This is a genomic window from Paenibacillus sp. FSL R7-0163 (assembly GCF_037969975.1).
Classification (GTDB): domain Bacteria; phylum Bacillota; class Bacilli; order Paenibacillales; family Paenibacillaceae; genus Paenibacillus_AQ; species Paenibacillus_AQ odorifer.
The window spans coordinates 769,195-791,955 of the sequence record NZ_CP150224.1 but is presented as its reverse complement, the minus strand read 5'-3'; the positions used below and the strand labels follow the sequence as shown (position 1 = coordinate 791,955).

Genomic DNA, 22,761 nt, shown 5'->3' with positions numbered 1-22,761 from the left:
TAACCTTAAAGATCAAAAAAGCGGTGTCCTCTCCAATGAGAAGACACCGCTTTTTATGTACTTAAATAACAAGTCTATACTTTCTCTTCGACATCCGTCGCCACAGCGTGGCTGATGGAACCGCGATCAAAAGTCAGCTTAGTTACATCGTTGACCCGCAGAACCACAATATCATCGGAAATCTCCATGATCGTACCGTGAAGTCCTCCAATAGTAACGATTTTATCGCCCTTTTTCAGAGCTTTCAACATTGCGTTACGAGTTTTGGTCTTCTTTTGTTGCGGACGAATCAGCAAGAAGTAGAATACTACAAACATAAGGACAAAGGGACCTACCAGGCCTAGTATGCTACCTCCACCACCTGCGCCAGCTGCATATTGAAACGATTGAATCATATTTCTCCCCCCTTTCAAAGTACATTAAAGCATGACTCATAAATCAAACCCTAAAAGCCTTTAAGATTATCATATAATCCGTATTTGGCAAAAAACTCATCGCGAAAATCAAGCAGCCGATCTTCCTTGATGGCTTCACGCACTTTACGCATTAAATCCAACAAGAAGTGCAAATTGTGGTATGTCGTCAATCTAAGTCCGAAGGTTTCATCGGCTTTGATTAGATGGCGCAAATAAGCGCGGGAATAATTCCGGCATGTATAGCAATTGCACTCCGGATCAAGCGGCCCAAAATCACGGGCATACTTAGCGTTGCGTACAACGAGTCTTCCCTGACTGGTCATCGTTGTTCCATTACGGGCAATACGAGTAGGCAAGACACAGTCGAACATGTCCACTCCTCGGATTGATCCTTCCAGCAGCGCATCCGGTGAACCCACGCCCATCAAATAGCGAGGTTTGCCTTGTGGCAGCAGGGGAACTGTATAATCCAGCACTTCATACATTAGCTGCTTGGACTCTCCGACGCTGAGCCCCCCAATAGCATACCCCGGGAAATCCATGGAAGTCAAATCAGCCGCGCTCTGACGGCGCAGATCTTCATACATGCCCCCTTGCACAATAGCAAAAAGACCCTGATCGTTAGGACGAGCATGACTTTTCAGGCAACGTTCTGCCCAGCGCGTGGTGCGCTCCAGTGATTTTTTCACATAATCATACTCAGCCGGGAATGGAGGACATTCATCAAATGCCATCATTATATCTGAACCCAGGGAGTTCTGAACCTCCATCGCTACTTCCGGAGACAGGAATTTCTTATCCCCATTTAGATGGGAACGGAAATGAACTCCTTCTTCCGTAATCTTGCGCATGTCGCTTAACGAGAATACTTGAAACCCGCCGCTGTCTGTCAGAATCGGACGATCCCAGTTCATGAACTTGTGCAGTCCACCAGCTTCACGAACAATATCATGGCCTGGTCTTAGAAACAGATGGTAAGTATTGCTCAAAATAATATGGGCATCCATCTCTTTCAGCTCTTCAGGACTCATAGTCTTGACTGTAGCTTGTGTGCCGACTGGCATAAATGCTGGTGTCTCAATCACACCATGTGGAGTGTGGACTCTTCCAAGTCTGGCTCCGGATTGTTTGCACGTTTTGATGTGCTCATAAGTAATTGCTGCCATAAGTTAACCCATCCTCTTACCTTAATAAATAAACATTGCATCTCCAAAGCTAAAGAATCGGTACTTCTGCTCTATCGCTTCTTCATAAGCAGCTAGAATATGTTCCCGACCTGCCAATGCGCTAACCAACATAACCAAAGTAGACTTTGGCAGGTGGAAATTGGTAATTAGCGCATTTACTACACTGAACTTATACCCTGGATAGATAAAAATATCCGTCCAGCCACTGCATTCCACAAGCGGCCCACCTTCACATTGTCTTCCGACCGTTTCAAGTGTCCGACAAGACGTTGTGCCAACTGCAATAATACGGCCACCTCGTGCCTTAGTAGCATTTATGGTATCTGCCGTCTCTTGAGACATTACGAAGTACTCAGAATGCATAACATGCTCTTCAACCTTCTCTACAGACATCGGACGAAAAGTACCGAGACCTACATGAAGGGTGATATAAGCGATATTTACACCCTTAGCCTCAATCTGTTCCAGCAATTCTTGGGTAAAATGAAGCCCTGCGGTAGGCGCAGCGGCCGATCCCTCATGCCGAGCATACACAGTCTGATATCGTTCACGATCATCCAGTGTTTCCTTAATATAAGGTGGCAGCGGCATCGTTCCCAGCCTGTCCAGAATCTCCTGAAAAATACCCTGATATATGAAACGAAGCGTACGGCCGCCCATATCAGCTTCGTCCTCGATAACGGCACGAAGCTCATCGCTAAAGATGATCACTGCGCCTGTCTTGAGCTTTTTCCCTGGCTTTACAAGTGCTTCCCAGCGATCATCCCCAAGATTCTTCAGGAGGAGCACTTCCGCCTTAGCACCAGTATCTTCTTTCACTCCAAACAATCTAGCTGGAATGACTCTCGTATCATTTAGAACAAGCGTGTCTCCGGGATTAAAATAATCAATAATATCGGTAAAATGCCGGTGAGCCAGCTCTCCATCCTCCTTATTCACTAGAAGCAGTCTAGAAGCACTGCGATCAGCGAGAGGTGTCTGGGCAATCAATTCTTCCGGCAAATGAAAATCATAAGCATCTACATTCATGGTCTGTCTTCATTCCTTAACTATAGTAACGTTCTTATAATAGTGTTGCAATATTTGCTTGTAATCATACCCGCTGTCTGCCATGCCTTTCACGCCCCACTGCGACATGCCTAGACCATGGCCGTTGCCTTGCCCAATGAACAGAAAGCCCGAGCTGTTAGTGATCACTCTGGCCGCAGAATCTCCACCCATCACTACAGTTCCACTGCCATTCACATTAACCCTCCCCGATGCGGAAAGCACACCAGCACTTTGCGAGCTACTAATTGTGGCGGTAGCGCCGTCAGCGCCTAATACAGTATAACTTCCGGGTGCCACAATATCAAACAAAGTACTAGGTAATCCATTAAACGCGGAGCGGAACATATCAGGATATTTCACATTCAGAGCCTGACCATTAGCTTTCACCTGAATCGCTCTTCCAGAAGGACCGCGCTGAGTAACTTGCAGGTTAGAGATGCTGGAAGGGAGCGTGCTTGTTGTTTTACCCTGCAAGCTTTTTAGAAGTTCAGCAGAGGTATACGGCCCTTTGAACCAGCTATAGCTGCCGGACTCATATACTTTATCCAGAGCCACAGCGTTCTCACCCGGATTCAGCTTTCCGACCGCACTAACACTGCTCTCAATAACTGGCAGAGGACGTATATTCACATCTTTGGTTGTAGCCGTAACTATATCGAGTCCGGCAGCAGTTTTGCTGCCCGTTAATTTAATATTATCTTCACGTGCATAACCAGAGGTACCATTCGCAAGCAGAACATAATACCACTTCTTAGCAGCAGCAGCCGAAACATCTTCAACGCTTGGAACACTAGCAAATACATCGCCACCATTCGCCCAAACCTCTGAAGGGTCAGCTGTCACACCACCACTATTGGAAGAAAATACAGCCTCAACAACTTTACCACCGCTCATCAGCACTTCACCAGCAGTAGTATCTACAGCTTTGATAATGGAGGGAGCTTCAGACCCGATTCCGTTATATACCTGACTAAGAGTAGTATCTACTACATTCGCTACATCAAAACGGTTGCCTTGCGACAGCGCATAGCTGCGGGCGGCGACAGCCTGAGCTTTTAGCGCTTCTTCCGGCCAGCTGGAGGAAACCTCTCCTCCCACTACGGCATACAAGTATTGCTCCAGCGGCACTACATTAATTACAGCCAGCGATCCGCTCAAATTGCTCAGTTCCAAATTTCCGCGATATGTACGCTTGGATCTTTCCACTAACTGAATCCCAGCCTCGCTGCCTGCCGCAAGAAATTTAGCATTGCTTCCAGAAACCAGATAATGATCGGCTTGAGTTTCACTGCTAAAATCCAGCCCGGCATCCTTACGCAGTATTAATCCGGGCGAGGTGGCCACAGAAACCGTAAATTGTGGTGCAGCAGTAGACACAGCGGCCTGAACAGCTGTTAAATCACTATCGTTGGCAGCTTCGCCTACCCATACCTCTACTTGTGCACTGCCGTCGTTTCCTGCCAGAAACACCTTCCAAGCATCTAAACCAGCTGCAGTGAGGCTATTAAGCGCCACATCTGCTTCCTGCTCCGAAGAATAGCGGCCAGCTGATAGATGCTTATTGCCTTTCACCGCTGGGGTTTGGTCAGCAGGAATGCTCAGCCCTGCTTTGACTACACGGGTAAGCCCATCCTTGGCAGCTGCTTCACTAGCATAGACGCCCGTGTACAACTGATACACAGTCGCTCCATTTCTGGAGATTGCAAAAATCTGCGGTTTATCGGAGGTGGATTGGAGCTTTTTAGCTGCATCCGCTGCTGTCTGCCAGCTTGAAGCCTCCATCACCTTAACTCTATATCCGTCCAGACTTATACGAATTTGCTTCTGTCCTGGGACAGATACCAAAGGAGCACTTCCTGCTTGATCCGACAGCAAAGTAAAGCTTTGCGTTGATTGCAGTGTTACTGCTGGCACAGTGGATTTATATTTACTTCCAATATCAGCATAAAGAGCAACTCGTATCGTGCTATTAGAATCGGCATGACTGGCACCCGCAGGGATCAGGAAACTTCCTACAGCAAGCGCAGCCGCAAGCAATCCTTTGCTTAGCGGGGCGACCCCTCTCCATTTCCTCTTCGTATGCTTCATCCAGCATCCTCCTTTATAATTGTAGTGACGAACTAGTGCTGCTCCGGAGGGAGCGGAAGCCCTAAATGATGATAAGCGGCCGGGGTTACAATTCTTCCACGCGGACTCCGCTGCAAGAAACCTATCTGCAGCAGGTACGGCTCATATACGTCCTCAATCGTCTGACTTTCCTCACCAATCGTAGCTGCAATCGTATCCAGTCCTACAGGACCGCCGCGAAAGCTTGAAATCATAGCACTTAACATCTTGTGGTCAATACTGTCCAGCCCACGCGGGTCCACCTGAAGCATCTTCAATGCTTCCCCAGAAATTTCAGGAGTTATAATTCCATCTCCGCGCACTTGAGCAAAATCACGGACCCGCTTCAATAAGCGGTTGGCAATCCGCGGCGTTCCCCGCGAACGAAGTGCAATCTCTTCTGCTGCATCGCCAACAATCTCAATGCCTAGAAGATCCGCATTTCGAGATACAATGTAACTCAGCTCATCTATGTTATAGAATTCCAGGCGACTGACCACTCCGAAACGATCACGCAGTGGCGCAGACAATAGTCCTGCCCGGGTTGTGGCACCTATCAGTGTGAACGGCGGCAAATCCAATCGTACCGAACGGGCACTTGGCCCTTTGCCGATCATGATATCCAGCGCGAAATCCTCCATCGCAGGATACATAACCTCCTCGACCGTGCGGTGCAAACGGTGAATCTCATCGATGAAAAGCACGTCGCCTTCCTGCAGATTCGTCAGCAGAGCGGCAAGATCGCCTGGACGCTCTATCGCAGGGCCGGAAGTTGTTCGCAGGTTCACACCCAGCTCATTGGCGATAATATTAGCGAGCGTTGTTTTGCCGAGACCCGGAGGTCCGTACAGCAGCACATGATCCAGCGCTTCGCTTCTCATTTTGGCCGCTTCTATATATACTTTCAGGTTTTCTTTCACCTGAGTCTGGCCGATATATTCTCCCAGATAACGAGGGCGCAAGCTTAGTTCTACCGCCTGCTCATCCATCATCAAATTCGCGGATATAATCCGGTCATCCATTTCCTATCGCTCCCTTTCTTTAGGATGTGTACGGCTTTACTTAGCTATATATAGCAGCCCTAGTGCTTTCTTCATCAGCACATCTACAGTTCCTGTCTCTGCTCCCTCTTTCTTCAAAGCGAGCCACACGCGGTCCAATTCGCTTTCGGTATAACCCAGCCCCTTAAGCGCATCCCGCGCCTCTTGCCAGGCCAATCCGTCCGTTGCCTCTTCCGTTGGCACTGCAAACAATCCCGTTTGCATTGAAGCCATACTGAGTCCGTCCAGCTTGTCCTTCAAATCAAGGATCATACGCTGTGCTGTCTTTTTGCCAATGCCCGGCAGTTTCGTTAAGAACGTTATATTCTCTTGATAAATCGCTGAAATCAACTGATCCGGTGTTCCACCTGTCAGGATTCCAAGCGCAACCCTAGGACCGATGCCAGATACCTCTATCAGCTTGCGGAACAATTTTTGTTCCTCACGAGTCGGGAACCCAAATAATAGCGTAGCGTCCTCACGTGTTTGGTAATGAATATAGATCGTTACAGGTCCTTCTACTTTGGCAAAAGCATAAGGATTCGGGCAGAATACCCGGTATCCTACTCCCTGCACATCCAGCACCACATATTCCGACTCCAAATGAACAACGGGTCCTCTTAAGAAATCTATCATTTTCGCAATACCTCATTTAATTTAGAATTAAGACTGCTCGAATGGGCATGACATACCGCTACCGCCAGCGCATCCGCCACATCATCGGGTTTCGGAATCGCCGATAGCTTCAGCAGCAGCTTCACCATTTCCTGGACCTGCCGTTTCTCAGCCTTACCATAACCCACAACAGCCTGCTTTACCATCATAGGTGTATATTCCGAGACGGGGAGACCCCGCTGTACTGCAGCTAATATAGTCACACCGCGGGCCTGCGCCACTGGCAATGCTGTAGTAACGTTGCGAGCGAAAAACAGCTTTTCTATCGCCACAGCATCGGGTTTATATTTATCAATGAGCTGACCCATGCCTTCATAGACATGCAGCAGTCGTTCTTCCTCAGGCGTATGAGCCTCAGTCTGAATACAACCATATTGGACGGGGGTCAGTTTATGTCCTTCCTTATCTACAAAGCCAAAGCCGACGATCGCCAGCCCCGGATCAATTCCCAAAATACGCAAACATGATCTCTCCTCTATAACAGGCAGATTATTCCACCGTTTTCATCCATTCCTCCGCCATGAAGCGAACATATGTATTCCTTCTAACCATTATAGCAAAAATCCCCCTTGCGGGAGAAAAAAAGTTTACCGTTTGCAGCGAAATGGCAACTTTAGGCCTACAGCTTAGACTCTTCCCCGTTTCATTTCACACAAAAAAGCTGCCCTCAGCCATTAATAATGACTTTTGGACAGCTTATCAAATCTATTGCTTGTTCTGCATGACATGCTCAGCAGCTTCGCGGGCATAATCACTGAAGGTAGACAGCACACTGTTGTACTCTTCAATATCCTGAACACGAATCCCCTCGTGAAGCTCTTTCCAAATATTTTCCGGCAATGAGGATTTCAGGGAACCCATATCCATTTGAAAAAAAGTCTTCAGTACCTTTTCCTGAACTGGCGGACCTTTAAACAAGGTCAAATTCCCAAACGCATCTACACCAATATAGGCTTCTTTTTTTATCATTGTCGATAAATCATTCACTTTTTGTTCCAGCCACAAATCCCCTTCTGAACTAATCCAACCGCTCCATTCAGGGTGTTCATTGATTATAGTCTTCAGCTGAAGCGGGTTCTTTACGCCCGGCAACGTCTGAATCTCTTCTCCGGACACATAGGTTGTTTTTAAATGAACGGTTCTGCTGAGCCCACTTTGGGAGATGGTTTGCAGCAGTTGTTCGTTATTTAAAGTGCCCTTCTCTTTTGCCTCATCACTGTCCTCGCCTACTTTAAAGACAGCTGCGGCTAACTCACTATCGGCACTATCCGCCCAGCTAGAATTCGTCAGCAGTCCACTGATTTCCTCAGGTACCTGCATACTGCGCCAAGCCAGTACAGTAAAAGCTATACAAGCAGCTCCTACCCAAAGCGCCTTTTTCCAACGTCTCCATCGCCGCCAAAGTTGTTTTTTTAAGCGAAACGCGTTCACGTTAATCCCTTCATTCTGGTTTTTCCCTATTGTGACCTAAGAAGGGAGCATTTATGCGCTTTTCTGTGAATAATCGACATTTCTCCAAAAATACAAGGTTGACCTTGCAGTATGGTTCAAGGTTTATGGTGTAAGTCTGGAAGGGCGATTCTGGGGAGAGGTTTCACATACCGGCCTTAGGTGATACCTATTTCATGACGATCGACCATTTTTTCCACCAAAGCTTTTGCTTTGCCAATAGACTATTTAGTTCTTAGTGTGCTATGCCATTGAATTGGGCGTTTGGGATGGTGGCGATGTAGGCGTTCTGCGTTTGCGTGATGGGGGGATGCGTTCTGCGTTTGCGCGTTGTGCGGAGTGGATCTAAAACTAATTAGTTATGATGAACGAAAGGCAGCCCCTGTTTCGCACACCGTAGGTTAAAATGGAAGTTAAAAGGACAACCATTACAGAGCTACATGCGAAAGGAGCTGTTACTATGAAGAATACCATAAAATACGTCGGTTTGGATGTGTCTAAAGAAAAAATTGCGGTGGCGATTGCAGATGAGGGTCGGGAACCCGCACGATATTATGGAGCCATCCCCCATACCCCAGATGCAGTGGCTCGAATGATTCGGAAACTCAAAGGTTCAGGGATTACACTGGAGGTCTGCTATGAAGCCGGGCCTACGGGGTACGACTTATACCGCTGGTTGACGAAGATGGGAATTTCCTGTGTGGTAATTGCACCTTCGCGTATGCCACAGCGTCCCGGAGATGCCATAAAAACCGACCGACGGGATGCAGAAAAACTGGCTCAGTTACACCGGGCTGGAGAATTGACTGCGATCTATGTGCCAACGCCAGAACTCGAAGCTTTACGAGATCTCATTCGTGCACGAGAAGATGCTAGGCAAGACCTACATCGGGCTCGGCAACGGCTCATTCATTTTCTATTGCGCCACCAAATTCACAAGCCAGAGGGTATGAAAAAACGCTGGACCAAAAGGTACCGGGAATGGCTCTCTATGCTGAAGTTTAATAATGTAGCTCAAGAACGGGTATTTACCGAATCCCTGCAACAGCTCCGGGAAGTGGAGGAGCGAATCAAGCGACTTGAAGCCGCAATGCGAGAAGAAGCACAGATCTGCCCTTACGCACCTGTCATTCAAGCGTTGCAAGGCCTGAGGGGAATCGCCCTGCTGACAGCTATGACTTTAGTTGTCGAGATTGGAAATTTCGAACGTTTTCGTTCACCGGCTCAGCTCATGAGTTACCTGGGACTCGTGCCACGGGAATATTCCTCGGGAGCAAGTACCAAAAGAGGGAGTCTTACAAAAGTCGGAAATTCCGGAGTGCGGCGCGCACTGGTGGAGTCCGCATGGAGTTACCGTCACCGCCCTGCCGTCAAGGGAGATTTAGCAGTGCGTCTTGAGGGCCAGAGTATTCATGTCCATGAAACGTCGTGGAAAGCCCAAGAACGGTTACACAGCAAGTATTTAAAATTAGTCAGACGCGGGAAACACCGAAATTTAACCATGGCAGCAGTGGGTCGTGAGTTAATTGGATTTATCTGGTCGATTGCGGTAGAGGCAGAACGAAAAATGGCGTAGGTGAAACGAAAAAAAATAAAAACATACCCAAAAGATTTGAATCCTTGGGGCATGGAGACAAAGAGAAAGGTTCGAGGAGAATCCGTGAATTCCCTGTGCACAGGATCCCTGATCTAACGTGCGAAATTAGTTTACGGAAGCTCCTTCGACGTAGGCATAATATGTGGTAACCAACCCACGGATAGCAGATTGCCAGCCGACGACTCGCATTTTGTCTCTGTGCCCAAGGGATTGAAAACCCTCTAGTTAAAGGGGAAAACAGGGGAATTGACTAATTCGTTCATAGCAGGGAAAAAATCCCTGAAAATAGCATATATTCGCTCTAAATGAACGAAATCAGGGAATTACTCCCTAATAAATAAGCTGTTTTCCTTAATTCCCGGGAATCAGACATATAATTAGGGAGTTTTTCCCCCATTATATGTCTGACGACCAGAATCCTAAGAATTTCAGGGAGAAATTCCCTAATCGCTCTATAATCATTGCTCATCAAATGCAGCTTCAGCTTCAAGTGTTAATTCCCTTTACCTTTGTTAAGCATCTTCTTCGTATTAAAGTCATATTTAAGCGTTAGGAACCACCGGCAGCTTCACATGGCTCGGATACTCACGATTATGGTAGACGGTCTGCAGCACAGTAATCGCTTCTGAATCTTCATATGGATTATTACCTGTATTTGTATTAGGGAAAGCAACGAATTTGCTGGACGAAGTAACCGAGAACCGAATTCGGTGTCCAACAGCAAATCTATGGGCTATATTCGGCATGAAAATATCATATTTCTCCACCTGCCCAGGAATCAGCAGCTCAGGTGCTTCCAATCCATGACGATATTTAGCTCTGACAATATAATTGGATAACCGGATGGAGTCCCCTTGTTCATTCACATCACTAAGCGTAACTACCCAATCCGTATCCTTGCCAGTGCTGGCAGCGTAGATAACAGCAGACAGTTCTCCGGCCACAGTCAGCTCTTCCGTCAGAATATCACTAGTGTAGACAAGGATATCATTGCGCAGCTCGTATTTCCGCAAATTTTCAGGCTCTCGTTCACCGCTATCATTCATAGGATCATGAGGATTATAGACATAAGTATCTTCAGGAGAATGTTCCTCAGGCGCTGCGAGCAGTTGCCCATCCCCATGTCCTGAATTCGCTCGCCCACCGCTGGAAAGGTAGAAGGAAGAAACTGTGGCTTCGGCAGGTGTCCAATCCGCGGACGTTCTCCACTGATTTTCACCAACAACATAATAAGAGGCTCTAGGCTCCTGATCTATTCCATTTGGAATGCCTTTGAGGAAGCGGTCGAACCAGCGCAGCACAGAAACATCGTAATCATAGACTACGGCATCATTGCCGAAGCTCACACCTTCATAGTCTCTGGCTCTGTTCGGCCCGTGCTCCCAAGCGCCCAGACGGATTTTGCGATTAGGCACATCATGTTCTGTCAGCATTCTCCATGTTTCCGATACGCCGGCGCTATCGCCGTCATACCAGCCTGAGATGACATACATAGGCACCTGCACCTGATCTCCGCGCTCGGTAAAAGTACAGTTTTTCCAGAAATCATCATACTCGGGATGCTGGCTCCACAGATCCCATGGACCTGATGTTTTGCCAATCATTTGCTGAGGGATCTCTTTAATCGGTCTTGCATCAACGGCTGCTTCCGGATTCACCGTAATGCCTCCAAAGATATCAAAATCCGTCCGAGTACCCACAGATTGAGCAAGAGTCCAAGAGAGCAACGGCCAAGAACAAAGGGTTCCCCCTTTGCGAACGGTATCAACAAATGGAGAGCCCACATTCACTTCATCCACAACCGCCTTCAGATTCGGGTGCCCACTGGTGGCCGCCGCCACAACAACAAAGCCTAGATAGGATGCGCCCCACATGCCGACGTTGCCATCCGACCAGTCCTGAGCAATAATCCAATCAATCGTATCATAGCCATCCTCCCGTTCATTGTAAAAAGGAATCAGTTCGCCTTCCGAATCCGCCCGACCTCTAACATCCTGCGATACTACTGCATAACCTTTATTGGCCCATCTCATAAAAATCTCTTTTTTTCCGTTGCGGTCATAACATGTTCTTACGAGAATTGTTGGCAGCTTAGTTCCCGGCTTAATACCCTCTGGTAAAAAAACATCTGTGGCCAGCTTCACCCCATCGCGCATCGGAATCAGATCAGTGCCCAGATCGTTTACACCATATTCTGCCTTGGATAGAAGAGGATCATCGTAGACCACTAACGGAGTCAGCTTCTCATAACCCGCTTTAACCATAAGCTCAATACCATACCGATTCGGCGTTAAAAAAGCGATAATCTCCCCGTCCAAAGTCACAATGTCCAGAGCCGTCTCTTTGCGCAGCGCCCATACTTGTGAGGTCAGTTCGCGGCCTTCAATCCGCGCCTGATACTGGATATGCTTTTGATAGATATCGCCATTACTCAGCACTATCTCGTCTTCTGCCCATTCTGCTTTAGCGTAAGCATCCAAATGTTTGTGGATTTTTTGAAGCGGAAGTACGGTCTTGAACTGTCCATCCAGCACATTGTCCTGCATTTGCGTTCTTCTGCGCGGATCGACCTTAGCGAGCATGATCTGTTGCTCTGTAAAATGAATTTTGCCAGTATAAACACCAGAAAAGTAGACGTTAAATGTAGTTGTGTGTAAGTAGGTTGTCATCTGTTTATCCCCTATCCGCAAATTTCTTCAAATACGCGCAGCCAGTTGCCGCCCATGATCTTAGCAATATCTGCATCCGCATAACCGCGGGCAACCAAACCTCTAGTAAAGTTAATAAAATAACTATATTTCTCAAGTCCAGCAACGGTTTCAGTAGAAGGTCCGTCTCCTTTGGCGAATCCAAGCTTGGGTGCGATATGTTCTTTAAAATAAACCAATGACCAGAGCACATCGCTCATCGGCCAATCCGTTCCAATTCCGACATGATCCACGCCTACAAGCCGGATTACATATTCGATATGATCCAGCACATGGTCAATAGTTGTATGTTTAGGATCTTCATGAACAAACCAAGGCATAGCAAAAATACCAATAACTCCACCCGTCTTGGCTATCGCGATAATCTCCTCATCACTTTTACAGCGCATATGCGGATAGATCGCCTCTACACCCGTATGTGAAGCAATCACCGGAGTTGTGGAATAAGCGCAGGCATCTAATGTAGTCTGTTTCCCGCAATGCCCCGTATCTACAATGATCCCCAGCTTGTTCAAGCGCGCAATGAATCTTTTTCCAAAATTAGTGACACCGGCGTTCGATTGTTCTGCGCAGCCCGCCCCAATCTGGTTCTGATTGTTGTAGGTCAATTGTAGAATTCTTAAACCGAAGTTATAAAGTACATCTACTTGATCGAGATTCGTGCCCAGACCATCCGTTTCTTGTGCTGTGATAATGCCCGCTTTATGACCATTACGCTTGGCAGCACGTATGTCTTCGGCAGTTAAGGCTTTGATTAACCAATCTGCGGAATCGAATTGCAGCTGCACCTCTGCCATGCTTGTAATGATGCTGTCCAAGGATTCTAAATGAAGTTCACGGTTCCCTGCTGTAACTCCGGACTTGTACCATTCTTCCTTATACTCGGGAATCTCTCCGCTCGCAGATAGCTTTGTGATGATTTTTGCAGGCATACTGCTGTATACCATTGGCTCATCTTTATAAGGCTCACATAATTCTTTGATTCTGTCAGAGATAGAGTCTGGAATCGCGCTTGGAGATAAGGGGCCTTGAAACAGCAAATCGATAATAATGTTCTGCTCATGCAAGCGTTTAGCCCGCTCCTCCTCTTGCTCCGTCAACTTGAAATCATACAGACCTTCATAAGTGCTCATCGTGTAGTCGCTCCTTAGAATGCAATTTCAGTGCCTTTATGTAATCTAACAGCTTCATTATATATAAAATTAGCTGCTGCTAAATCCTCTATGGCCAGCCCTAATCCTTTAAAAAGAGTAATGTCAGCCGCGGACCTTCTGCCCTCGATAGTGCCACTGATCAGCTCACCAATCTCCCCGACAATATGATCTGCTGTGATTTTGCCTTCGTTCAGCGGGATTAAATAATCCCCAGATTCATTCTGAGCGGATTCCAGCCGATCTACATATAACTTAGCTAATTGGACGGTCTCCGAATCCAGCTCACGATCATTGGGTCTACATGCGCCGACTGCATTGATATGTACACCCGGTTTCAGCCATTCTCCCTTGAGCACAGGTTCGGTGGATGCTGTCACGGTACAAATGATATCCGCTGCGCTGACTGCCGCTTGAACTGTCTCAGCAACAATGATCTGTACATTATATTTTTGGCTCATCTCCGTTTGGAAATCCTGCGCCTTTGCGAGTGTTCTGCTCCATACTTTTACCTCACGGATGGGTCGAACCCGCAACATCGCTTCCAGATGACTTTTTGCTTGTTCCCCAGTTCCAAGAAGAGCAAGGATTTCGGCATCCTCTCTGGCCAGATATCGGGTTGCTGCTGCACTGACTGCCGCCGTACGAATGGCTGTAATCTTTTGTCCATCCACTATAGCTTTCAGAACACCCGTAGATGAATCGAATAGAGTAACAAGACCTTGATGAGAAGGCAGGCCTGAACCGTGATTGCTGGGAAATACACTGATGATTTTGGCACCAGCTACCTCTTCATGCTGCAAATATCCCGGCATTAAGCCGAGCAGATTGCTCTTTTGTAAAGGAAGCACTTGTCTCAAGCTTTGCACGGCTTGTCCAGCAGACAGATCCTTCAAAACAGACTCCATAACAGAGATGCAAGATTCCATAGCTAATAGTTCAGCCACTTCATTTTGATTAATGACTAGCATAAGACGGACCTCCTTCTCCTCATCATGATTGCACGAACGCGAATATAAAATTTTCTTACTATCATAACTTATCCGGTTTAAATATTCATGTATAAAGCTGGAAGGCGAAAATTTGTCCTGACCTCAGTTATTCTCTATACTTAATATAGTACGTATTATATTTTAAGGAGCTGACTATTGATTATGGCTAATAAAATAACTTTAGGAAAAACCAATCTGCAGGTTCTCCCACTGGGTCTGGGTGCCAATGCTGTTGGCGGGCATAATTTATTTCCGGGTTTAAATGATGAAACCGGCAGAAATATCGTGCGCAGCGCTCTGGATCATGGGATTAATTTTATTGATTCCGCCTTTATTTATGGACCAGGAAGATCCGAGGAACTGATTGGCGAAGTGCTGAAGGAAAGAGGCGTCCGCGACAATGTGGTCATTGCTACTAAAGGCGCTCACGTGATTACCGGTGACAAGATTACACTCGACAACTCTCCAGCTTTTCTAAGACAGTCTGTGGAAGACAGCTTGAAACGCCTCCAGACCGATTATATTGATCTTTACTATATTCATTTCCCTGATGAAAACACACCTAAGGACGAAGCTGTAGGTGAACTTAAGAAGCTGAAGGATGAAGGAAAGATTAGAGCCATCGGGGTGTCTAACTTCTCCATTGATCAGCTGAAAGAAGCCAACAAAGACGGTCATGTGGATGTTCTTCAATCCCACTACAATCTGCTGCATCGTGATGCGGAACAAGATTTGCTGCCTTATACGCAGGAGCATGGCATTTCTTTCGTGCCCTATTTCCCACTTGCGTCGGGCCTGCTGGGCGGCAAATATAAGCAAGGCGATACATTCAGCGACATTAGAAAAAATGACCCGCTATTTCAAGGGGAGACCTTTGCCAAGAATCTGGAGAAGGTGGACAAGGTCCGCCAGATTGCCAATGCTAAAGGTGTCGAAGTCGCACATGTCGTACTTGCCTGGTATTTGACCGTACCTTCCATCGATGCGCTTATTCCGGGCGCCAAACGTCCTGAGCAAATCGTTTCCAACTTAGAGACGCTGAAGGTGCAGCTGACCCCAGAAGAGATCAAAACTATAGATTCTATATTTAAGGCGTAATCTAGCCTCATTAGATTAAGGGGTTGTCCCATGGCCACGAAATGGCTGCTGGGGCAGCCCCTTTTGTGCTTTGGTTCATCCGATGATTCGGGTTAGATAGTTCGATTGCCATGATTCGTAAGATTCGTCATTCGTTCGTTTTATTTCCTTCGTACGTTCGTTCGATCGACCTATCACAGTTCCCCGCACAATGCCCTATCGGACACAGTTGACCCGTAACGCAGTATTATTGCACATTTGGAATTCCAACGGACCTCATATCCTCTATTGGCACAAAATACACCTAATATGAACCTTTTTCTAAGCAATAACGTCTCTGGGGTCCGAAACCCTGCTGAAAAGGCGATAAATTTGCATATAACGTCATCTGGGTCCGTAAGCGGCAGCGGATGGCAGTCGATCGTAGTGGAGAGCAGTCATTCTTCTCCAATATCCTAAATTCTTTGTATTAGTAAATATTGTTTGCTATACTTTCTCTGAAGTAACATTGGACTTTAATTATTATAAAAAGGGGAATTCCTTGATGATTATTCAACCTAAAACTCGCGGATTTATATGTACAACAGCCCATCCAGAGGGATGCGCCAAACAAATACAACAACAAATTGAATATGTAAAAGCACAAAAGAAAATTGAGGGACCCGCTAATGTACTAGTCATTGGTGCTTCTACCGGATACGGACTAGCTTCCAGAATTTCAGCCGCTTTTGGTGCTGGAGCCAACACTATTGGTGTTTTCTTTGATAAAGCTGCTGAAGGTCAACGTACAGCTTCTGCTGGCTGGTACAACTCCGCAGCTTTTGAACAACAAGCAGCGCAGCTTGGACTTAAATCTCACAGCATAGTTGGCGATGCCTTCTCCGATGCTATCAAAGAGAAGACCATTGAATTGATTAAAGCTGAATATGGCACAGTTGATTTAGTTGTCTATAGTGTCGCTTCACCACGCCGCACTCATCCGGTAACAGGAGAAACCTTCTCCTCCGTCATTAAACCGGTGGGAACCGCTTATTCGAACAAAACCTTGAACTTCCACACAGGTGAAGTTTCCATGACCACTATTGAGCCTGCCTCAGAAGAGGAAGTACGTCAGACCATCGCTGTTATGGGCGGCGAAGACTGGAGAATGTGGATCGATCAGCTTCAAGCAGCTGGCGTGCTTGCCGATGGAGCTACAACCGTTGCTTACTCCTACATCGGGCCTGAAATCACTCACCCTATCTATCGCGACGGAACGATTGGTCAAGCCAAACATGATCTGGAACAAACAGCGATCCAACTGAATGATCGCCTGTCCACTCAAGGTGGACGTGCTTTTGTTTCCGTGAACAAAGCTCTGGTAACCCAATCCAGCTCCGCAATTCCTGTAGTCCCGCTTTATATCTCTGCATTGTATGAAGTAATGAAGGAAAAAGGGCTGCACGAGAACTGTATTGAACAAATGTACCGTTTATTCTCTGAGCATCTTTACAGTGGGGGCGAAGCTACTGCTGACGGGGGCTGCTTGATCCGAATTGATGACTGGGAAATGCGTGAGGATGTTCAGACTGAGGTTATGAAACGTTGGGACGAGCTGACAACCGACAATGCAGGTGAGCTTGCTGATCTTGAAGGCTACCGCCAAGATTTCTTTAACCTGTTTGGTTTTAGAACAGAGGGTGTAGACTACGAAGCTGACATTGATCCTAATGTCGACATTCCAAATATGTATTAATAACTGACCTATAGACAAATGAGGTTGTCTCTGAAGTAGTGAATTCTACTGATGAGATAACCTCTTTCTCTTTTAGACAGACATTGGCTTACCTCCCCTCTTTATGATATGGTTTGATTGAATACTGCATGTTCTACTAACATTCAAAGGAGTGAGTCACTTTTGGTTAAAAAAATTAGTGTAGCAAACGGCGCACTTGAGGTGTCACAAATTTCGCTTGGCTGTATGCGGATTGCTGATCTATCTGCAAAAGAAGCAGATACACATGTACATAGTGCCCTTGAGCTCGGAATAGACTTTTTTGACCACGCTGACATCTACGCAGCTGGCAAAGCCGAAGAAGTATTCGCAGGCGTACTGGAGAACAATCCGGGTATGCGTGATAAAATGATGATCCAAACCAAATGCGGAATCCGCAACGGTTTTTTTGATTTCTCCAAGGAACATATCCTGCAATCCGTTGAAGGCAGCCTTAAGCGCTTGAAAACAGACTATATCGACGTCCTACTGCTTCACCGGCCTGATACGCTGTTCGAGCCAGAAGAAGTCGCTGAGGCTTTTGATATTCTGGAAAGCAAAGGTATGGTCAAACACTTTGGTGTCAGCAACCAGAACCCGTTGCAAATCGAGCTGCTGAAGAAAAATGTAAAGCAACCGCTGCTGTTCAACCAGCTGCAATTGAGCATTATGGTCACTGGCATGATTGATACGGGTTTCAATGTGAATATGACTAACTCCGGTTCAGTTGTTCATGATGGCGGGATTTTGGAGTACAGTCGCCTGCATGACATGACCATTCAGCCTTGGTCGCCTTTCCAATATGGCTTCTTTGAAGGCGTATTCTTAGATAACGATAAGTTCTCTGAATTGAACGAGGTCATTAACCGCTTAGCAGCAGAAAAAGACGTAACCAATACAGCTATTGCCATCGCATGGATTCTCAGACATCCGGCAAATATGCAGCCTGTCGTTGGCACAACTAATACACAGCGCTTGCGTGATATTGCCAAAGCTTCCGATATAACTCTCACTCGGCAAGAATGGTATGAAATCTACCGTGCTGCCGGCAATGTCCTTCCATAAACACTTAAAGCCACGAGGTACGTTATTAACGTACGCCGTGGCTTTTTTACCAGAGAGATTCAATCCTCACATTCTAGTTAAACTAGATAGACAGCGTCAAGATATTCGTATACTCACAAAAGAGAAAAAACTTGATTAAGGAGATTTAAATGTACATTAATATAATGAGAGAAAAAGAACTCAACACATGTTTACAAGACCATTGAGCCGGAAGAAACTTTGAGGGATAATAATCCATGGAAGCAGGTTTAACTTTTCCGGCTCTAATAAATTATTTTAATTGTAATAATTCAAGAATACTTCTGCTATTTCATTAAAGTTTACAATTTCAACTTGATTTGGAAATCTATCATACGCCGAACACAATGCCAGCCGATAACCCGAATCTATGATGTACTGCCTAAAAAAGAAACAATTCAACTCATTTTGTGTATTAATTGAAACCTTGTCACCTTTTAGACTAATAGTAAAGGATGAGAGAGGTAGGGATAGCCCTATGCCTATAGCTTTGATATAACTCTCTTTGAGGGTCCATAAATCAAAAAAATATTTTAGTCTATCTTCTCCTTCTTTTTGCATAAGATCGTTAAATTCACACGGTGAGAAAAAGCGTTCAGCAATTCCAATATTTATTTCGCTTATCCTTTCCACGTCTGTCCCCACTGGTGTATCGGAAATTGCGGAGACCACCCACTCACCAGAATGGGAGTTATTAAAATACAGATTCATATTACCTTTTATTAGTGGCTTTCCATAATGATTATATTCCAACTCAATCGCACTGTTCTTAATACTCAGCCTGCGACAGATTAAAAGTCTAGAAAGGATCTCGGCCGCCAACGTCCGTATTCCATCCTCTTTCCTCACAAAACGGTTGATACGTTTTTGTTTTTCAGCAGGGAGAGTGGAGATAAGTTTTAGAACCATTTGATCGTTCATTTTTACGGGTAATTTAACAGCATAAATCTCTACGTCTTTAATAGTTTGTTTAATAAACTCCCTTCCTCCGTTTCCTCAGCATTATGATTACAACAGCCAAGCCATATTTTTTATCATTTCTATCCAAAATAAAATATTCCTACTTTTCCCACTAATTGCTATAATATCACAATCAATAAAATTAATCATGGGATTGCAGACAGACAAAACATCAAGGCGGCCCCCTTTTTTCAACTCATTATTCTCCCTTATAAAATCTTTGTAAATGATATAAACTTTTTCAGCTATCAGTATAGACACATGCTTAATCGAGTAGGAGGCCACCCATAAATAGGGTAGCCGACCTCTCACACCACCGTACGTACTGTTCGGTATACAGCGGTTCAACCGGCCATGATGCCTTGTATGTGATTTCTGTTCGTCAGCCCGAGGGTTGCCTTCGGCTTCCTTCAGATTCTGCCTAGCGGCGGACACCCTTGCCTTTGGCTAACAATTCCTACTACCAAGCCTGTAACGGACTCTCACCGCCAAGTTATCGCCCATGCCGGGCGCACAACACCTAAAGCCACGGCGTACGTTAATAACGTACGCCGTGGCTTTTTTTATGCGATCCTTATGCATTGGCTTTATAGCAACAGCAGTTTCATAACTCGCTAAATTTAAAAGTTAGAATACACTTCGCACTAATCCTCCGTCAATCCGAAAGGCTGAACCATTGATAGCCGATGATAAAGGGCTACTTAAAAAGACGACTAAATCGGCGATTTCTTCTGGCCGGATCAAACGTTGAATAATAGAGGTCGGACGATTCTCCTTCATAAATCGGATCTCCGCTTCCTCAATCGTCAGATTTTCCTCTGGATACAAGGTATTCAACATGGTTTCTACACCTTCAGTTAATGTGGAGCCCGGCATGACGGTATTCACAGTTACCTTGGTACTTTTGGTCAATTCGGCCAAACTGCGGGAGAGTGATAGCTGCATTGTCTTAGTCGCACTATAGTGCGCCATTTCCTGAGAAGGCATAATTGCTGCTTCACTGGCTATGAAAATCACTCTACCCTCATTCTTTTCAAGCATGCGCTGCAGATAATGGCGGCTAAGTCTGACCCCACTCATTACATTAACCTCAAAAAATTTAAACCATTCTACATCCGGAATATCAAAATATTCAGCGGGTTCAAAAACCCCTAAGTTATTAATAAGAATATCGACCATTGGGTATTCCTCGATAAGCTTGCGACATCCTTCCTCGGTTCCCAGATCGGCCACAGCCGGATACAGCGCTGCTTTCGGATGCTCTGCGCGTATTTCTTCTATAGTTTGTTTTACTTTATCCGCATGACGACCATTCACAAGTACAGCGGCACCTTCCCGTACCAGAGATTTTGCGATCGCTTTTCCGATGCCGGAGGTGGATCCGGTAACTAATGTTGTTTTTCCTTCTAGATGAAGCTTCGTATCAATCCCTCCTTAATAAATATGCTCTATTATTTATCACAAATCACTTCCGTATTCATAGGATATGACGGAGAGATTCAATCTTCACGTTCTAGTTAAACTAGATAGACAGCGTCAAGATATTCGTATACTCACAAAAAGAACACAAAAAATAATAACTACTACCGAAATACTTAAGATCATAGTGATTCTTTTGTTATGCTTTTTCATAATCCATCCTTCCTTTCTATAGATGCACATCTCTCTTTTCAAAAGAAATTAAAGCAACGCTCAAGCAAACTCCTATGATTACAACAGGGATTAGGATCATACGAACACTCTCGTTTAGGGTATATATTTCATCTGAATTTACAGCAGAGAATTTAAAAATTTGCGTCGTTAGCGTATTTTCAGAAATCACTCGCAGATATACATACGAAGAGTCTTTAAGATAACCACTGAGCAGAAAATCGCCAAATACAAAAACAAACGTGGCAATGACAGCAGTAGCCGATTTTTTCATCAATACTCCTAACAACAGCACGACAGCGGAATAAGCTGCGAGATACAAAATATTGAATCCAATAGCCCCCATAGCAACGATAAACTTCCCCTCTAAGCTTTCATTTCCGATATGGGAACCCGTAACAAACGCTGCCAGCATGTACAATACATAAAAAAGACCAAAAAATTGAATTACCCACCATACTACAACTTTTAATTCGGTTAGATATTTTCCCAACAAATATAATGACCTGCGCTGACCCGAAGCGATAATGGTTTGGACCGACCCATACTCAAATCCCTCGGTAGCAAAAAAACAAACGTAAATTGGAATGATGAAATACAGAAAAAAAGATAACTGAATGCTAGTGATTAAAGGCTCTAAAGGACCATCTATATCAAATCCTACTTGTACCCCCGTCCAAACCAGTAATAAGGCACTTCCAAACAGCAAAAGAAGACTTATCCCCTTGAACATGGGATCCTTGGTTACATAATAAGCTTCAGCCTTAAGAAAATTCCTCATTCGTTACCTCCAGCAATTAGATCCATATAATAGTTCTCAAGATTTGGAGCCGACAGGTTAATCCCTTCAATATGGATGCCCTGCGTCAGAAAAAGAGACATCAGCTCTTCCAGATTTGTACTCTCTTTAGGAATTTGAATTTCTCCAGCTTCGGTGATCGTAATGGTTTCTAGTTGGAGTTCACTTTTTAAAATCTGAAGCGTCGCTGCGGGATCAGCCGTTCGAATACAGATCTTAGTTTCCGCCGTATGTAAGAGTTCCTCCGCAGAAGCTTCTTTGATTAACCTTCCTTTATGAATAAAACCGTATTGGGTCGCTAATAGCTGCAACTCACTTAAAATATGACTGGAGATCAGTATAGTCACTCCTTGTTCTTTGGAAAGCTTCTCCAGGATCTTTCGCACTTCTACAATGCCTGACGGATCAAGACCATTAATAGGCTCGTCCAATACCAGAAATTTGGGATCGTTAAGTAGAGCGATAGCCAGACCTAAACGTTGTTTCATCCCAAGGGAGTATTCTGAGGTTAGCTTAGAACCGGCATCTGCCAGAGAAACTGCCTGCAATACTTCCGCAATTCTGCTCTTATCCTTAATCCCAAACGCACGACAATAAAACGTAAGATTTTGCTTGGCATTTAGATTAGGATAAAGCGCTGGCCTTTCAATTAGAAATCCAACCTTTCGCCTCGCCTCGTGAACAGCTTTTTTGTCCTTTTTTTCAAAAAGAGAGATTTCACCATGTGTCGGATGTACCAATCCGCCTATAATTTTCATTAATGTAGTTTTACCTGCCCCATTTTCGCCAACAAACCCATAAATATCTCCTACCCCAATTGTCATATAGACATCCTGAAGCGCAAAAGACTCTCCGTATTGTTTGCTTAAACCTCTGGCCTCAAAGATCGTTTGCGTCAAATCAAACACTCCTCTTTTCACTTTTCCACATCCTAACATGTTGCCATGGACACTACATTCAAACTGTAACAATCAAGTTAGTTAATGTAATTATTAAGAAGGATTTGTATAATGTGACTTATATGGTCGACAAATTCCTGGATATTTTGGACAATTCTTGTCGAAAGGA

19 protein-coding genes are annotated in these 22,761 nt (G+C 45.3%); 4 read left to right on the top strand and 15 right to left on the bottom strand.

The genetic code is table 11. From position 1 onward, the window contains the following. Window positions 1-74: 74 nt before the first annotated feature. The 8 genes from yajC to NST45_RS03350 all read right to left on the bottom strand — a co-directional run bounded on the left by yajC (window position 75) and on the right by NST45_RS03350 (window position 7,905). Window positions 75-395, bottom strand: a complete 321-nt coding sequence (gene yajC / locus NST45_RS03385) for a preprotein translocase subunit YajC (protein ID WP_038572999.1) — start codon at window positions 393-395, stop codon at window positions 75-77. A 50-nt stretch (window positions 396-445) separates the two neighbouring features. Next, on the bottom strand, window positions 446-1,582 hold the full coding sequence (tgt, locus tag NST45_RS03380; protein ID WP_036677666.1) for a tRNA guanosine(34) transglycosylase Tgt: 1,137 nt from the start codon (window positions 1,580-1,582) through the stop codon (window positions 446-448). A gap of 21 nt (window positions 1,583-1,603) precedes the next feature. Further along, window positions 1,604-2,632 (bottom strand): tRNA preQ1(34) S-adenosylmethionine ribosyltransferase-isomerase QueA, encoded by a 1,029-nt coding sequence (gene queA, locus NST45_RS03375; RefSeq protein WP_038573001.1) that lies wholly within the window; start codon window positions 2,630-2,632, stop codon window positions 1,604-1,606. Between the two features lie 9 nt (window positions 2,633-2,641). Next, a complete protein-coding gene (locus NST45_RS03370) occupies window positions 2,642-4,741 on the bottom strand; it encodes a SpoIID/LytB domain-containing protein (RefSeq protein WP_339824919.1) in 2,100 nt (699 codons plus the stop codon). A 32-nt stretch (window positions 4,742-4,773) separates the two neighbouring features. Then, entirely contained in the window at window positions 4,774-5,781 is a 1,008-nt protein-coding gene (ruvB, locus tag NST45_RS03365; protein ID WP_036677672.1) for a Holliday junction branch migration DNA helicase RuvB, read from the bottom strand. A gap of 36 nt (window positions 5,782-5,817) precedes the next feature. Next, window positions 5,818-6,435 (bottom strand): Holliday junction branch migration protein RuvA, encoded by a 618-nt coding sequence (gene ruvA / locus NST45_RS03360; RefSeq protein WP_036677675.1) that lies wholly within the window; start codon window positions 6,433-6,435, stop codon window positions 5,818-5,820. Then, a complete protein-coding gene (ruvC, locus tag NST45_RS03355; RefSeq protein ID WP_036677679.1) occupies window positions 6,432-6,935 on the bottom strand; it encodes a crossover junction endodeoxyribonuclease RuvC in 504 nt (167 codons plus the stop codon). The genes ruvA and ruvC overlap by 4 nt, the downstream gene beginning before the upstream one ends. A gap of 244 nt (window positions 6,936-7,179) precedes the next feature. Then, window positions 7,180-7,905, bottom strand: a complete 726-nt coding sequence (locus tag NST45_RS03350; RefSeq protein WP_036677682.1) for a BofC C-terminal domain-containing protein — start codon at window positions 7,903-7,905, stop codon at window positions 7,180-7,182. 478 nt (window positions 7,906-8,383) lie between these two features. Here NST45_RS03350 and NST45_RS03345 point away from each other — a divergent pair, with 478 nt between their 5' ends. Beyond that, window positions 8,384-9,499: an IS110 family transposase gene (locus NST45_RS03345; protein ID WP_036683961.1), complete on the top strand. Its 1,116-nt coding sequence runs from the start codon at window positions 8,384-8,386 to the stop codon at window positions 9,497-9,499. A gap of 563 nt (window positions 9,500-10,062) precedes the next feature. Here NST45_RS03345 and NST45_RS03340 read toward each other — a convergent pair. The 3 genes from NST45_RS03340 to NST45_RS03330 are packed head-to-tail and all read right to left on the bottom strand — an operon-like array spanning window position 10,063 to window position 14,350. Continuing rightward, window positions 10,063-12,189 carry a CocE/NonD family hydrolase gene (locus tag NST45_RS03340; protein WP_051491516.1) on the bottom strand — a complete coding sequence of 709 codons (2,127 nt, stop codon included), beginning with the start codon at window positions 12,187-12,189 and terminating at the stop codon, window positions 10,063-10,065. Window positions 12,190-12,200: 11 nt separating this feature from the next. Continuing rightward, window positions 12,201-13,361 (bottom strand): membrane dipeptidase, encoded by a 1,161-nt coding sequence (locus NST45_RS03335; protein WP_051491515.1) that lies wholly within the window; start codon window positions 13,359-13,361, stop codon window positions 12,201-12,203. A 14-nt stretch (window positions 13,362-13,375) separates the two neighbouring features. Beyond that, window positions 13,376-14,350 (bottom strand): ornithine cyclodeaminase family protein, encoded by a 975-nt coding sequence (locus NST45_RS03330; RefSeq protein ID WP_076317336.1) that lies wholly within the window; start codon window positions 14,348-14,350, stop codon window positions 13,376-13,378. A gap of 183 nt (window positions 14,351-14,533) precedes the next feature. On the opposite strand from NST45_RS03330, the gene NST45_RS03325 reads away from it, so the two are divergent. The 3 genes from NST45_RS03325 (at window position 14,534) to NST45_RS03315 (ending at window position 18,266) form a co-directional block, all read left to right on the top strand. Continuing rightward, entirely contained in the window at window positions 14,534-15,469 is a 936-nt protein-coding gene (locus tag NST45_RS03325; protein WP_339824911.1) for an aldo/keto reductase, read from the top strand. Window positions 15,470-15,992: 523 nt separating this feature from the next. Further along, window positions 15,993-17,183 carry an enoyl-ACP reductase FabV gene (gene fabV, locus NST45_RS03320; protein ID WP_036687496.1) on the top strand — a complete coding sequence of 397 codons (1,191 nt, stop codon included), beginning with the start codon at window positions 15,993-15,995 and terminating at the stop codon, window positions 17,181-17,183. Between the two features lie 162 nt (window positions 17,184-17,345). After that, complete coding sequence (locus NST45_RS03315; RefSeq protein WP_254924656.1) at window positions 17,346-18,266, top strand: aldo/keto reductase; 921 nt, start codon at window positions 17,346-17,348, stop codon at window positions 18,264-18,266. Window positions 18,267-18,542: 276 nt separating this feature from the next. Here NST45_RS03315 and NST45_RS03310 read toward each other — a convergent pair whose 3' ends face one another. From NST45_RS03310 to NST45_RS03295, 4 genes are all read right to left on the bottom strand, one after another. After that, window positions 18,543-19,205 carry a 4'-phosphopantetheinyl transferase superfamily protein gene (locus tag NST45_RS03310; protein WP_076142387.1) on the bottom strand — a complete coding sequence of 221 codons (663 nt, stop codon included), beginning with the start codon at window positions 19,203-19,205 and terminating at the stop codon, window positions 18,543-18,545. A gap of 666 nt (window positions 19,206-19,871) precedes the next feature. Then, on the bottom strand, window positions 19,872-20,672 hold the full coding sequence (locus NST45_RS03305; protein WP_076142385.1) for an SDR family oxidoreductase: 801 nt from the start codon (window positions 20,670-20,672) through the stop codon (window positions 19,872-19,874). A gap of 220 nt (window positions 20,673-20,892) precedes the next feature. Then, on the bottom strand, window positions 20,893-21,675 hold the full coding sequence (locus tag NST45_RS03300) for a hypothetical protein (RefSeq protein ID WP_076142384.1): 783 nt from the start codon (window positions 21,673-21,675) through the stop codon (window positions 20,893-20,895). After that, window positions 21,672-22,613, bottom strand: a complete 942-nt coding sequence (locus NST45_RS03295; protein WP_170914311.1) for an ABC transporter ATP-binding protein — start codon at window positions 22,611-22,613, stop codon at window positions 21,672-21,674. The genes NST45_RS03300 and NST45_RS03295 overlap by 4 nt, the downstream gene beginning before the upstream one ends. Window positions 22,614-22,761: the final 148 nt, after the last annotated feature.